Genomic DNA, 14,457 nt, shown 5'->3' with positions numbered 1-14,457 from the left:
TGATCAGAAATCGAAATTAAGCTTGAATCCGAATGGGATCGTCCACGGCATTACATTCTGCCGCTCGATGCCCTGGCGGAAACCGCCTTTACTTGGATCGGCCCAAAATGCCCGCTCAGGATCAATACCGATCTTGGCTGCGTTCCAAAGCATGATGTTCCGGGTATAGACCGACAGGCTCGCATTGCGTACCGCGTTGAACAGCATCGGGATTTTGTAAGTCAAAGTGATCTCGCGCAGTTTTACAAAGGATGCATCGAAAGTCACTTGTTGGTTGAAGCTCCAGGGGTACATAGCGGTGATCGGCATGTATTTCGTGCCGGGACCACCGAGCCATTCATGGTAATTTCCTTCTTCATCTTCCCAAACACCTGGTATGAATGCACCATCGCCATCAGTGCCGTAGCCACCGGTTGCGGCTGTATGCCCTCCTACCCGTGGGAAGTTTCCATTTTTAGGGATAATATATTTTTCAGGATCTGATTTTAGCAATGCAGCGAGCTCGTCGGGTGAGTAGAGACTGCCCGGGATCAGGTTATCGAGCTGACGCTGCGATTTCCAGTCGGATTCTCCATAGCGGTAGGTGAATGACATAAATTCACCGCCCTGGCGCCAGTCGAGGCTTAAACCGAGTGAGAAGCGTTTGTACGACAGGTTGACCTGACCGCCCACCATGAAATCGGGGTTGTAGTTACCGACTTTGATGTTGTTTTCGCGGCCGCCCAGCGACTGCCAGTCCAAATCGCCGCCTTCACCATCATAAGCGATGATCGGCCAGCGGTAGTAAGGCGAATCCTTGTCGGTGACGGTGGCAAAGCCACGGCTGTAAATGTTACCGATCTGCTCGCCAACGTAGGTGTAAGCGCCTGCCCCGTTTTCACTCCATTGCTCGAAGTATGGGAAGTTTGGTGCCAGTTCTTTCACGGTCACGCGGTTCCGGCTGAAATTCGCATTCACATCCAATGTCCAGCCATTAACATTACTGATCGGCGTACCACCGATCCCGATTTCCCAGCCACGGCTTACAAGCTTACCGGCGTTGATGTTTTTGCTCGCATACCCTGTCGAAGGTGCCATGGGCACACTGAAAATCTGGTTGGTATTGGCGCGGTCGTAATAGGTCAGGTCAAAACGCAGGCGGTTATTGAACATATTGAGATCGATACCTCCTTCGGTCGAAGTGGCGATTTCGGGAAGCAAGGTCGGGTTCAAAAGCGTTTCGCCGAGGTTCGCGGTTACAAGGTTGCCCCAGTTGCCGGTTCCAAGGTTGGGATACAACTGGTAAGGATCGGTGTCATTACCCACTTGCGCCCAGCCTCCGCGGAGTTTCAGCAGGGAAATGTAGGAAGGCATATTGAAGGTCGTGCTTGCGAGCCAGCTAAGTGACGCCGAAGGGTAGAAATACGAGCGGTTGGCCTCAGGCAATGTACTCGACCAGTCATTACGTGCGGTAAGGTCGAGGTAAAGCTGGTTTTTGAAACCAACAGAAGCCAATGCATACAAGCTGTAAATCGCCTTTTTGTAGCTGCCGTTACCTACAACGCGGTTGGCAACGGGGATGTTCGAGATGTTGTAAAGACCTGGTACAGAAAGGTCGCGGCCGCCAAGGTTGGAGCTGTTACCCTTCTGTTTCATAATATTACCCCCGGCAGAAATGGTGATGTCGAAATCGCTCGCCTTGATATTTTTCGCTACAAGGAAGTCGGCATTGCCTTCGTTCCGACCTACGTTTTCGAGGTAATAGCCGCCTTTTGCCATGCTTTTGTAGCTCCATGGAATCTTCGTTTCACGGTCTTCGTCGTACATATCATGCGAATAGCGGATGAATGCCGTCAATCCCGGTGCGATGGTCCAGTCGAGTTTCAGGTTTCCGTACAGGCGGTCGCGAACGTAGGCGTTGGTAAGGTGTTTGGCCAGAAAATAAGGGTTATCCGTCTCACCGGGTGCCACTGTGAGCTGTTCGATCTCTTCCAGACCAGGCTTCCAAACGCTTTTCAGGTCATTGATATCGTAGCTGGACGAGTAATAAACAGCCTGCAACGGGTTACCGTCACGTTCGGAGGTTTGCGGGCGGCTGTTTGAGTTGGAGCGGACGAAATTGATATTGGTGCTCAGTTTAACATTTTTAGCCATATCGAATGTCAATGCCGAGCTTAGCGAGTTCCGGAAAAGGTCCGAATTCGGTATCAAACCGCGGTTACTCATATTATTATACGACACCCGGTAAGTGGCCTTGTCGGTAGAACCGGAAACTGTCAGGTTATTGGTAGAAGTAATCCCTGTTTGCAGGAAGTTCTTCATATTATTCTTATACGATTTCAGCTCGGTCGGAATGGGTTTGCCATTGGCATCGAGCGGCGAGTTCCATTGCTCGGCTTTATTGCCCACGTCCAGTGGCAGCCCTCCCCAATAAGCCGAAGATTCGTCCAATTGAAACGGACGTTCGCCATTGGCATATTTGTAATGGAAATCGAGGTAGCGGTAAGGTTTTTCGAACACATTGGAGGTCGAAAACGATACGCCGAGGCCTTTGCCTTTCTTACCCGATTTCGTCGTGATCAATATAACACCATTACCGGCGCGTGAACCATATAATGCAGCCGCGCTGGGGCCTTTCAATACCGACATGCTTTCGATATCATCCGGGTTAATGTCCGAGATCGCATTACCATAGTCGACTTTGTTGCCACTCCCCTTTTCGCTCACGTTCGCGAGGCTGTTGGCCAGCGGCACACCGTCCACTACAAACAATGGCTGGTTGTTTTTCAAAGAAGCCGCACCACGGATGACAATGCTGATCGACGAACCAACACCGCTCGTCTGGTTAATCGAAACCCCCGACACACGTCCGGAGAGCGAAGTCAGCACGTTTTCATTCGCCACGTTGGCCACATCGCGGCCTTCCACTTTACCTACATTATAACCCAGTGACCTCGTTTCGCGTTTGATACCCAAGGCCGTTACTACTGCTTCTTGTAAGGTAGCTACGTTTTCTGCCAATATCACATCCACGACACTCTTGCCGCCAATCTCCACCTCTGCGGTATTGAAACCGATATAAGAGAATACCAGCACCGCATTTCTGGACTCGACATCGAGCGTGAAGGCACCTTCTGCATCGGTAGTAGTTCCGATTTGCGTACCTTTTACAAGCACGTTCACACCGGGGATTGCTGCGCCGTCCACGGCGGAGGTTACTTTACCTTTAATACGGTCGGCCACGGGGTTCGACAGATTTTTGTCCGGGCGGGCCGCCAGGAGCGGTAGGCCCGGGCCGGAAAGACAGAGCGCGGCAAGCATACATCGCGCCGCCATTTTCAGGGTAGCTTTTGGTTTCATAGTATTTAGTATTAGGCGAGTAGGTGATAAATACAGTTCATTGTACCGGTCAATCTGCCAGCTTTCTCCGCTTATGCGACTCCTCAGCCAGCAATTGATTGAAATAAACTTCCAGCTCGTCCGAATAGGCTTGCTGTACGGCCTCATCGTGTGTGCCTGCCAGCAATTCAGCCAATTCCTCCGTCGACAGACGGTTGCTGATCAGCTTTTCAATCAATATTTTAGCCCTTGGAACCGACATGCTGTGTGACTGCCACGATACGTACAGGATACTTTACCACCTCTGGAAAGGGCTATCCGAAGGCTGATCTTTTGTATTAAATAAATGTTACCACTAGCGAAAAATACGCCAATTCAGAGGGAAACGGGGCTTGGAGCTTTTGAGTGGATCCCGCCATCATAGACAATCGTGCCGTCGGCACCCCTCAGCTCAATCTGGTCAAACTTAATCAGACCATTCGACATAAAACCTAGACCGGTGATAAGGCGTGAGCCGGTCTGGTAAGATCCGGAGTAGGCCAGCTGGCTGTTAATGTAAATCGTGACCTCGCGTTTCCTTACCCGTACTTCCAACTCGGTATTTTTGAGGACATCACAACCCAAAAAACCTAAATCGGCCGTTTGGCCACTGATGAACCGCTCGCCCAACTGCATCGAGGCTTCATTGACACAGCCCCTGGATGTGAGTTTCAGAAACAATGGATATCGCTGGGTGAAGATTTCCAGGGAAATATAAGGGCAGGAATTACTTCTAACCTCCTTCATGCTGACGGTCGTCTTCAACGTAAAATCATCGCTGTTGACTTCCGTCTTACTCGGAAAGAAGTTGTAGGCGTATTCCTTTTCTTTGGTGATGTCAATATGGCTGGCGGTGAGGTCCTGCACAGTCAGTTGGATGTTATCCTGTGACTTACCGGCTTTCGGTCGGATATATTCGGGCTTGCTCGTCGGCTGATCTTTTGCAAAAAAGAACCAGCGATCGGTGGGAATGCTCACGTCAATTGCCCTGATGACCGAATCATTGGCGATCAGTTTGGCAATGTGATAACCCGGTTCATAATAGATATCGGTGAGCGTGTAAGTGTTTTTGAAAACCTGCACACGGCGGCTTTTATCCCAGGATTGCTGGATAAAAAAGCTGTCGGCGGTAACATCATCGATATTATAATTGAACACCACAGTATTCGGAATATCATTGGCCGTCGTTTTTTTGACAGTGAATGTAGCCTTCTCAAACTTGCCCGGCCGCCGTGACAACTGTACAAAAGCAACTACGGCAATCACCAGCGTAGCAGCACAGCCAAGCAGGATCCATTTTCGGTATTGTCCCGTCGGTGAGGGTTGTAGTGCAGTCGCCTTACGCGTCAGGTCCCCGTTCGTTTCATTTTCCGACACCGAGACAAAAGCGGCTTTATAGCCCTGCCAGTTTTTAAATTCCAGATAGCGCGAAATAGCGTCCAGCGTGGCGATTTGCGGGAGACGGCTGAACTGCCCTGCCAACAGCCTTTTAATGGTTGAACTGCTCACGAGGATACCCGTCACACGTTCGATTTCCTGGCTGATATGCTCAAAATCCCGTTGCGTCAGACGGTCGGGATGCTCATAACCATTCCTTCTGAAAATTTCGGTGAGGCAAGCCTTTACGATTTCCTGTTCATTCATGGCGCTCAGATCGGGAATCAGTGTTTGACTAACTTTTGCCAGATTTTGACCGGCTTTTGATAACAAAGATCGGCTTTCCCGAATCTACCTTCATTCTAAAACTAACCACAAAAGAATGATGAAGATTTCCGTGAAAACCGGTCATGTATTTTATGGAGTAGCCATGATCGTCTATGGCGTGCAGCAGTTCCTCTATGGAGATTTTCGCGCTGTTCAGGTACCGGCCTGGCAGTCGAAGCTACCGTTCCTGCCCTTCTGGGCTTACGTTACCGGCGCAGGACTAATTTTGGCGGGACTGGGCATTATTGCCGGCAAAAAAGTGAGGGAAATCGCCTTGGTGTTGGGATACAGTTTCCTGCTTCTTTTATTTTTAGTACACGTCCCCTTCCAGATTTTCGCAGAGCCCTACAACTTGCATCTCGCGGTATGGACGAATGCGCTGAAAGACCTGGCACTGGCAGGGGGCGCGTTGGTGATAGCCGGGACATTCCCTCAGGAGAAACACATTGCACAGCCCGATTTTACGAGGAAATTGACAAGAATTATCCCATTCGGCCCCATGCTTTTTTCGATTACCATGACCAGCTTCGGTATTGATCATTTTTTGTATGCCGAACGGTTGTCGGACATCGTACCGGCCTATTTACCCGACCGGGTTTTCTGGATGTACTTCACCGGCGTTGTGCTGATCGGTGCAGGATTTGCCATTACGATGAATATCCGGCGCGGCGTAATAGCTCTCTTATTCAGCATCACTCTCGCGCTATGGATCCTATTATTGCATATTCCAAGGGCGATCGCCGATCCGTTCGGATCGAGAAGCAATGAAATATCCAGTGTTTTCGATGCTCTTGCTTTCTGCGGGACAGCGCTGATGATTTCACTACCATCACTAAAAAAAGACCTTCACGAGATGTTTGGAATAAGGCAGTAATTAGTGCCTGTAAAACAAAGAAGGCCCCGCCGGACAAACCGGATGGGGCTATTCTGCACAGGTACTGTAAGGCATATATTCACACGGTACTTCGCCAACTCACTACGGCATACGCGAAATATAGTGGAGCAGATCGCGCAAATCCGCCCGGACACCCATTCCGACCAACTCCTTCTCTTTCAGTTCGACTACACCATAACTTGGTACAATACAATTTACAGTATCTGATTTTTTAATCTATCAAGCCGATAGATATTAATCATTTTAATTTATTTTTAATACATTTACAAAATATTTATTAATACAATCTTTACAATAAGTTCATTTATGCGGTTTTAACGGAATTAAATTTTCAATAATCCGGTTTACAAAAAATAATTTTTAATACCGTCTAGCCAAAACAGGAGAAAATTCCAAGACAACAGATCAACGAAATCCTCACCAAAGTACAATCCATGAAAGCAAAATTTATCTACCTCATTCTGGTGACTTTACTTGCGACCGGGCTGGCATATGCGCAGCAACGGACCATTACCGGCACTGTCACCGACGCCAACGACGCCAGCGGACTCCCCGGAGCTTCCGTTACTATTAAAGGTTCTTCATCAGGCACGCTCACCGATGCCAACGGCGCATTCAGCCTCGACGTCAATGCAGAACCTACCGTTCTTGTATTCTCATTTATCGGTTATATTACCCAGGAAGTGACTGTCGGCAATAGCGACAGGATCGCCGTGGCCCTGAAACAGGATGCGAAGATCCTCAACGAGGTGGTCGTGACCGCCTTGGGTATTTCGCGTGAGAAACGCGCGCTGGGATATGCGGTACAGGAAGTAAAAGGGGAAGCGCTGCAAACCCGGCCTACGAATGCATTAAGCGCATTGTCCGGAAAAGTAGCCGGCTTGCAGGTGGTAACATCCGGTGGTAACATGGGCGGTTCGTCGCGCGTGTTGCTCCGGGGTATCAACTCTATTTCGGGTAACAACCAGCCTTTATACGTGATCGACGGCACACCCATCGATAATGCCGACCTCAACAGCGCCGCTACAAGCGCGGGCAGTGGCGGTAAGGACGTCGGTAATATGATCCAGGACCTGAACCCCGACGATATCGAGAACATTTCGGTCCTCAAAGGACCCTCCGCGGCGGCACTTTACGGCACGCGCGCAGCGAACGGTGTGATTCTGATCACCACCAAAAAAGGCAAAGAAAACAGCAAAGTGAACATCACGCTGAACACCGGCATCGAATTTGAAAACATCGTTCGCCTGCCAAAACGCCAGAAATTGTATGGCGGTGGCTTTTCGACCACTTTCCAGAAAGCCAACATCGGCGGCACCGACTACAATATCGCGGAATATGCCGTGGACGAAAGCTGGGGACCAAAACTGGACGGCACGCCTGTATTGCATTGGTATAACCTCGATCCGGAAAACACAGCGGAGTATTTGAAACCGCAGCCATGGCTTTATCCCAAAAACGATGTGCATACATTCTTCGAAACGGGCGTATCGAACACCAACAGCCTCGCTGTGAGCGGCGGTAATGCGAACTCGACCTACCGCATTTCATTCACCAACAAGAACGTAAAAGGTACCATACCCAACTCCTCGCTGAAACGCAATTCGATCAACTTCTCTGGTTCTACGCAGGCGGGTAAGTTTAAGTTTTATAACAACTTTAATTACATCAAAAACCAGTCGACCGGTCGGCCATGGACGGGCGCTACCAACCGGAACATTATCCTCGAAGCATTTCAATGGGGACAGGTGCAGGTGGATTATGAAAAACTGAAAAACTACAAACGCGCCGACGGCAGCCAGATCCTCTGGAACCGCAGCGGCTATCAGGATACGCCAGCGGGTGAAGCAGCGAAGTTTATCGACAACCCCTACTGGTCGGCTAACCAGAGCTACCTTGAAGAGAACCGCGACCGTTTCTACGGCAATGTGGGTGTGGTTTACGATGTGAACAGCTGGTTGAAACTGAGCGGAAAAGTGAATGCGGATGTGTACCAGTACCAATACCAGGACCGCATTGCCGTGTATTCGCGGACGCAGTCGCAATACCAGGAGTATAACAACAATTTCAGCGAGTTTAACTACGAATTGCTGGCATCGGCGACCAAAAGCTGGGGTGATATCTCATTGAATGTGAATGCCGGTGGTAACATCATGAGTCAGCGCCGCCGCATCAGCGATGCCCTCACACAAGGCGGGTTGATCATTCCCGAATATTACAATTTAAAAAACGCCAGCTCGGTACTTGTTAATTCGAATGCTTACCGTAAGCAGATCAGCTCTATTTTTGGTAGCTTCTCACTTGGCTGGAAAAGCCTGCTGTTCCTCGACGGAACGCTGCGTAACGACTGGTCTTCTACCCTGCCATTGAACCGGAATTCATTTGCCTATCCTTCGCTTACCACCAGTTTGATACTGACCGAGTTGAATGGCGTGAAAGACATCAAATGGCTCGATTTCGCCAAAGTACGCCTCGGCTGGGCGCAAGTGGGTAACGATACCGATCCGTACCAGTTACAGCGCGCCTATGAAGCGACGCAATCATTTGACGGACTGCCTTCTTACAGGCTTCCGGCGCAGTTGAACAACCAGTCGCTGAAACCGGAGATTACCAGCTCGTGGGAAGCGGGTCTAAACATTCAGGCATTAAAAAACCGTGTTGGTCTTGACATTACCTATTATGATAATGTGAGCCGTAACCAGATCATCAACATTCCGGTGTCGTCGGCATTTGGTTATGATTCAAAGGTGATCAATGCGGGTAAGATCAATAATAAAGGTATCGAGATTACCCTGACGGGCACGCCGATCCGTTCCAATGGCTTTGAATGGAATTCTAGCCTGAACTGGTCGAGAAATCGCAACAAGGTAATCCAGCTGGCACCAGGTGTAAATACTTTCCAGCTCGCCAACAGCCTGGTGACACTCGTGGCACGCGAAGGACAGCCTTACGGTCAGATCCTGGGCAATGACTTCGTGTACACCGCCGACGGCCAGAAGGTGATCAAAGCGGATGGTACTTACGAGCGCGCACAGCAGCTTACTCCGCTGGGAAGCGTTTTGCCTAAATACCTTTTCGGTTTCCAAAACAACTTTACCTATAAGAACTTCAACCTCGGCTTCCTTGTCGACGGACGTGTAGGCGGCAAATTCTTCTCGCAAACCTATAAAGTAGCGATGTACGCCGGTGTGCTTGACAAAACCGCAGCCAACAATATCCGTGAAACCGGCGTAGTGCTCGACGGCGTGAAAGGGACGGTAACCTACAATGCCGACGGCACTTATCAGGTAAGCAACGTCACACCCAACGACACCCGCATTACCGCGCAAACCTGGGCACGGGGCGAATACAGCGGACCAACCCCGCATACGATTTTCGACGCCACATTCGTGAAACTGCGCGAAGTCACATTCGGTTATAATCTTCCTTTGCCTGGTAAAACCGTGAAACAGATCTATTTCGGCGTGTACGGACGTAACCTGGCCAACATTTACACCGAGAGCAAGTACATCGACCCCGAGTTCACCAACAGCGGCGGCAATATCCAGGGCGTGGAAGGCGGTAGCATTCCGGTACCGGCTACTTACGGCCTGAATGTGAATGTGAAGTTTTAATCAAGACATTAATATTGAAGATCATGCAAAAGTCCACATATCATAAAAGCATTCTGACCCTCGGCCTTGGCGCGCTGCTTTTTTCCTGCTCCGACAGCCATTTCGAGGATATCAACAAAGATCCGAACCGTCCCGAAAACGCGACGACAACCACCATTCTGCTCAATGCCGAAAAGCAGGTGCTCGACAATATCCGCAACGAGAACAGCTCTTTGCGCGGATCGCAGCTTTTTGCACAGTATTATAGCCAGAATATTTATAGCGACCAGTCACGGTACGACATTCCCCGCTCTTATTCAGATACGTATTGGAGCAATGCCTACAAAGCGCTGAACAACCTGAACGAGATCATCAAGCTGAACAGCGATCCGGCGACAAAGAACGTGGCCGCTGCCGGAACGGCAGGTAGTAACGCAAACCAGATCGCCATTGCCCGCATTCTGAAAGCTTACACATTTCAGGGATTGACCGATCTTTTCGGAAATGTACCTTACCAATCGTACGGCAATCAGGACCCCGAATTTCAGGCATTGCAGCAAGAACCTGAGAACCTGAGCCCTGCTTACGCCAGCCAGCAGAAGATCTATGTGGACATTTTGAATGAGCTGAAAGCCGCAGGCGACACACTGATCAAATACAAGAGCGCTACTACTTTTGGTAATTATGATGTGATTTACAAAGGTAAAAACGAACTGTGGGCAAAATTTGCCAACTCGCTCCGTCTCCGCGTGGCAACCCGTATCGGCAAGCAGCTTCCAGCCGAATCCAAAACGCATTTCGACGATGCATTAGCCAAAGGTGTTTTTACTTCGAATGCGGATAATGCGGTTTTCAAATACCAATCCCTGGCACCTAACGAAGCGCCGCTTTACCGCGCTACCGTTACTGCCAACCGCAAGGACTTTGCCGTTTCACACGTGATCATCAATGTGCTGAAAGGTGAGCTGGGCACGGTAAAAGTACAAGATCCCAGGTTGCCCATTTACGCCACTAAAAATGCCGCAGGTAATTATGTAGGCCAGCCATACGGATTGCCCGTAGCTGCTGCCGGCTTGCTCACCGCCACAGACGTGAGCCTTCCCGGCACGGTTGTAAATGCAGCTAATTATGGAGAAGTGTTGCAGGAATACGCCGAAGTGGCGTTCCTGATCTCTGAATACAAAAACTGGGATCAGCAGGAGTATATCAATGGTGTAACCGCGTCGCTTCAAAAATGGGGCGTTGCACAGGCTGATATCACAACCTACCTCGCCGCGCTTCCCAAGGCCGACAAAGCCAACGTTTTGAATCAAAAATACCTTGCCCTTTACACCCAGGGCGACGAGGCATGGGCCGAAATTAGGCGCACTGGTTACCCGACGTTCCTGGTAAAACCGGGTGACGTCGTTTGGAGCCGCACCGTGGATGGCAAGACAACCGACTATAAGTTCCAGCCGCTCTTCGGTGAAGGGGTACCGCAGCGGCTATATTATCCTCCGAAAGAGCAAAGTGTGAACCTGGCCAACTACCAGAACGCCGTAAAAGCCCAGGGTAACGACGACATTACGACGCCGATTTGGTGGAATAAATAATCATATTTATAAGAAAATGAACGGCTGCTCATTCAAACCGGGCGGCCGTTCATTTTTTTGTGGCCATTTCGTTTTGTTCCCTATATTTGTGGCACAACTTTTATTTAATCGTAGAAGTAATACTATTGTCCATGTTTTATGAGGAATTTCACGAACGACCACATTTTGAAAGTAGCGGTTTTCCTGCCTGTGCTGGTGCCCATTTATCTGGCCTACGGTTGTTTCAAGGCTTTGAAAGCATTACTTGAATTCCAGGAATGACGCGTTGCTGACGGGCCTGTATTAGCCTTCCGCTGCTCCTCTACCACGGGCTTTCGCTTGCCAGGCCAAGCGCACCGTATCCCGTTCCGTTCAGCACACAGTACCACTTTCTCGATCTGCGCAACCGGGTTCCAGCTTTCGCCGTAGGTCCCGTAACAGCTAAATATCCAGAACATCAATATCCTGCACAGTCGGATACAGCTTAGGAAATGTCCAGACCGCCTGCCCATTCGTCCATTTCGGGTTAATTCCGGTTTCCTGCAACGTCACAGCGGCTAGTTTTGAATCACCAATCGAGGAAAAGCCTCTTTCAAGAAACTCAAAAAAGTGATTTAAATACCGCAGATCATGAAAAATACCGACACTTACAGCCGCCGCAGCTTCCTGGGCTTCGCTTCGCTGACATTCGCATTAGCACAAATCATTCCTTTCAAAGCCTGGGCCGATAGCGGACAGCATGCGACAAATACTTTCGAGAACATTAAGCAAATAGAAGCCGGTGTGCTCAATATCGGCTATGCGGAAACCGGCCCAGCCGATGGCCAACCCGTGATATTGCTGCATGGCTGGCCTTACGATATCCACAGTTTTGCCGAAACGGCCGCATTGCTTGGCGAGGCGGGCTATCGCGTGATCGTTCCCCATTTGCGGGGCCACGGCAGTACGCGATTTTTATCCGACAAAACCCTCCGCAACGGCCAGCAAGCGGCTGTGGCAGCGGACATTCTGGCATTGATGGATGCGCTACATATTAAAAAGGCTGTAATAGGCGGCTTCGACTGGGGTGCGCGTACGGCGAATATCATTGCCGCCCTCTGGCCTGAACGCTGCAAAGCCATGGTGTCGGTTAACGGGTATCTCATTAATAACCTGGAAAGAAACCAGAAGCCGCTATCCCCTACCGCCGAATGGGGTTGGTGGTATCAATACTATTTCGCCACCGACCGTGGCAAAAATGGCTATACAGCCAACTGGTACGAGTTCAATAAACTAATCTGGAAGAACATCTCACCCAAATGGGCCTTCGACCAGGCTACTTACGATCGCTCGGCTGCGTCATTCAAAAACCCGGACTATGCCGCCATTGTAATCCACAATTATCGCTGGCGCCTGAGCCTCGAACCGGGTGAAGAACAATATGATGAGATAGAACAAAAACTTGCGGCCGCACCGGTCATTTCCATACCTACCGTCACCCTCGATGGCGACTCGGACGGCGTCGTTCCCGCGGGCGACGGCTCGGCATTTGCGAAGAAGTTCAGCGGCAAACATGTGCACCATGTCATCAAAGGTGCGGGCCATAACCTGCCGCAGGAGGCACCACGCGCATTTGCAGATGCCATTATCGAGGCGGACGGTTTCGCTAAATAGGTGGTTCACTGCCGGCTCTCCGGTTGAGCGGGCCGGCAGTCTACAAATCGGATATTTTTCGATCCGTCGCCCGAGAAATCGGTAAAATACCGGTTTCCAGGCACATCAAATGTTACTTTTTCAAAAAGCACATTTTGAATATCCAGCCCGCGCAGCAGTGAATCCCTCGTGGTAACAGAAACATTCCGGAGCGTCACGCCGGTCGCATCACTCGCTTTGAATGCTGACCGCGCGTTGACCTTCGCATTTTCGATGAGCAGGTTGGTGGCGGGTGACTCGGGAATGCCGGTAATGTCCACGAATGTGCGGGCCTTTTCAATGACGATGTTTCTTGCGGTGATGTTGCGGTATGCGGGTGTGAGCCTGTCCACCGGTCTGGCAGGGAGGCGGTCGGCGAGCTCGCCAACATATTGCCGGCTCCCCAGCATGTCGAATTTGATGGCATCGCCACGGAGGTTCATGCGTATGCGCTCATAAGTAAGGTTATCCCCGCCCCCGGCACGTGAGCGACGGGTTTTAAAACGCAATCCCGTATCGGTATCATCGAACACGCAGTCGTGAACATACAGATTGCGGATCATCCCGGCCGTCTCGCTTCCGCAGGTAATGCCCCCGTGCCCCTCGCGTGCGAGGCAATAGCGTATCACGACATGCTCGGTCGGCTTGTTGACGCGCACCCCATCCTCTCCTCGTCCGGCCTTAATGGTAAAGCAATCATCGCCACTGCTCAGTGTACAATATTCGACAAGCACGTTCCGCGATGATTCGATATCAATGCCATCACCCCTCGGAATACCTACCGACCGGACGGTAATGCCCCGGATAATGACATGGTCGCAATACACCGGCACTACATTCCAGAAAGGCGTATTTTCGAGGGTGATGCCCTCGATATAAACTTTTTTACAATCAATGGGCGAAATGAACATCGGCGGGAATATGAAACCACCATTCTTGCCTTCGTAAACCCTCTCACGCACCGGCTTATCCGCGGGTACAACCTTTTCGATCACGTCGACCGTCATGAACCGTCTCCTCACCGGGCCGTCGGGCGGCCCAACTAGCTTACCTTTGCCCGTTATCGCTATATTTTCCTGTCCGTTAGCATAAATCAATGCGCCCAGCGACATCAGTTCGACACCTTCATTCCGGGTAAACACCGCTGGAAGGTAATCTTCGATCTCCCCACTGAAATGCAGTTCCGCGCCTTCGCTGATATGCAGGTTTACGTTGCTCTTCAAACTGATACGCCCGGTTTTCCAGATCCCTTTCGGCACAACCACATTGCCGCCCTTCTTTTTGCTCATCTCGTCGATTGCTGCCTGTATAGCTTTCGTTACCATTATACCTTCCCTCGCCCCCTTTTCAGTGATCTTAATGGTTAATGGCGGGAAGACCGGCTTTTTGAAAGCCGGCATTGGAAACGGAGCTTTCACCGGAGCAATCTCCGGCGGGAGCTTATCCGCGCCAACATCAGCAACAGTCGGGACCTGTTTTTCAAGCTCGCCCGGCGATTGCCCGTAACTGAAAGCATTTCCGCAAACAATCGTAATTAATAGGAGTAATATGGAAAATCCGGTGCGCTTCATGATCAAATGTCTTTACCCAAAATCACTGTTTTCGGGGAAGACGACCAATGCTTGCAACTACTCTTAAAAGCTTGCATTTATTGGAGTCGAAATCG

General features: G+C 50.3%; 9 protein-coding genes. 5 read left to right on the top strand and 4 right to left on the bottom strand.

Annotation, left to right across the window (positions count from 1 at the left end; genetic code table 11):
* Positions 1-3: 3 nt before the first annotated feature.
* The 3 genes from LZD49_RS03205 to LZD49_RS03195 all read right to left on the bottom strand — a co-directional run bounded on the left by LZD49_RS03205 (position 4) and on the right by LZD49_RS03195 (position 5,001).
* Positions 4-3,339, bottom strand: coding sequence for a SusC/RagA family TonB-linked outer membrane protein (locus tag LZD49_RS03205; protein ID WP_234665873.1), 3,336 nt, complete (start codon positions 3,337-3,339; stop codon positions 4-6).
* A 49-nt stretch (positions 3,340-3,388) separates the two neighbouring features.
* A complete protein-coding gene (locus LZD49_RS03200; RefSeq protein ID WP_234665872.1) occupies positions 3,389-3,580 on the bottom strand; it encodes a hypothetical protein in 192 nt (63 codons plus the stop codon).
* Between the two features lie 113 nt (positions 3,581-3,693).
* Positions 3,694-5,001, bottom strand: coding sequence for a hypothetical protein (locus LZD49_RS03195; protein WP_234665871.1), 1,308 nt, complete (start codon positions 4,999-5,001; stop codon positions 3,694-3,696).
* 115 nt (positions 5,002-5,116) lie between these two features.
* On the opposite strand from LZD49_RS03195, the gene LZD49_RS03190 reads away from it, so the two are divergent.
* The 5 genes from LZD49_RS03190 to LZD49_RS03175 all read left to right on the top strand — a co-directional run bounded on the left by LZD49_RS03190 (position 5,117) and on the right by LZD49_RS03175 (position 12,773).
* On the top strand, positions 5,117-5,935 hold the full coding sequence (locus LZD49_RS03190; RefSeq protein WP_234665870.1) for a DoxX family protein: 819 nt from the start codon (positions 5,117-5,119) through the stop codon (positions 5,933-5,935).
* Positions 5,936-6,390: 455 nt separating this feature from the next.
* Positions 6,391-9,570 carry a SusC/RagA family TonB-linked outer membrane protein gene (locus LZD49_RS03185; protein ID WP_234665869.1) on the top strand — a complete coding sequence of 1,060 codons (3,180 nt, stop codon included), beginning with the start codon at positions 6,391-6,393 and terminating at the stop codon, positions 9,568-9,570.
* A gap of 23 nt (positions 9,571-9,593) precedes the next feature.
* Positions 9,594-11,141 carry a SusD/RagB family nutrient-binding outer membrane lipoprotein gene (locus LZD49_RS03180; RefSeq protein WP_234665868.1) on the top strand — a complete coding sequence of 516 codons (1,548 nt, stop codon included), beginning with the start codon at positions 9,594-9,596 and terminating at the stop codon, positions 11,139-11,141.
* Between the two features lie 138 nt (positions 11,142-11,279).
* Entirely contained in the window at positions 11,280-11,402 is a 123-nt protein-coding gene (locus LZD49_RS35470) for a hypothetical protein (RefSeq protein ID WP_255720912.1), read from the top strand.
* Between the two features lie 348 nt (positions 11,403-11,750).
* Complete coding sequence (locus LZD49_RS03175; RefSeq protein ID WP_234665867.1) at positions 11,751-12,773, top strand: alpha/beta fold hydrolase; 1,023 nt, start codon at positions 11,751-11,753, stop codon at positions 12,771-12,773.
* Positions 12,774-12,778: 5 nt separating this feature from the next.
* Here the strand turns inward: LZD49_RS03175 and LZD49_RS03170 are convergent, their stop codons facing one another.
* Positions 12,779-14,362: a glycoside hydrolase family 28 protein gene (locus LZD49_RS03170; protein ID WP_234665866.1), complete on the bottom strand. Its 1,584-nt coding sequence runs from the start codon at positions 14,360-14,362 to the stop codon at positions 12,779-12,781.
* Positions 14,363-14,457: the final 95 nt, after the last annotated feature.

The sequence above is a fragment of the Dyadobacter sp. CY261 genome (assembly GCF_021440085.1).
In the GTDB taxonomy this organism is placed as follows: Bacteria; Bacteroidota; Bacteroidia; order Cytophagales; family Spirosomataceae; genus Dyadobacter.
This window is presented reverse-complemented; position numbering and strand designations above follow the sequence as displayed.

What these genes read in the sequence shown, in the direction of transcription:
- LZD49_RS03205 (WP_234665873.1), bottom strand. Translation starts at nt 3,339, where the DNA reads ATGAAACCAAAAGCTACCCTGAAAATGGCGGCGCGATGTATGCTTGCC.
- LZD49_RS03200 (WP_234665872.1), bottom strand. Translation starts at nt 3,580, where the DNA reads ATGTCGGTTCCAAGGGCTAAAATATTGATTGAAAAGCTGATCAGCAAC.
- LZD49_RS03195 (WP_234665871.1), bottom strand. Translation starts at nt 5,001, where the DNA reads ATGAATGAACAGGAAATCGTAAAGGCTTGCCTCACCGAAATTTTCAGA.
- LZD49_RS03190 (WP_234665870.1), top strand. Translation starts at nt 5,117, where the DNA reads ATGATGAAGATTTCCGTGAAAACCGGTCATGTATTTTATGGAGTAGCC.
- LZD49_RS03185 (WP_234665869.1), top strand. Translation starts at nt 6,391, where the DNA reads ATGAAAGCAAAATTTATCTACCTCATTCTGGTGACTTTACTTGCGACC.
- LZD49_RS03180 (WP_234665868.1), top strand. Translation starts at nt 9,594, where the DNA reads ATGCAAAAGTCCACATATCATAAAAGCATTCTGACCCTCGGCCTTGGC.
- LZD49_RS35470 (WP_255720912.1), top strand. Translation starts at nt 11,280, where the DNA reads ATGAGGAATTTCACGAACGACCACATTTTGAAAGTAGCGGTTTTCCTG.
- LZD49_RS03175 (WP_234665867.1), top strand. Translation starts at nt 11,751, where the DNA reads ATGAAAAATACCGACACTTACAGCCGCCGCAGCTTCCTGGGCTTCGCT.
- LZD49_RS03170 (WP_234665866.1), bottom strand. Translation starts at nt 14,362, where the DNA reads ATGAAGCGCACCGGATTTTCCATATTACTCCTATTAATTACGATTGTT.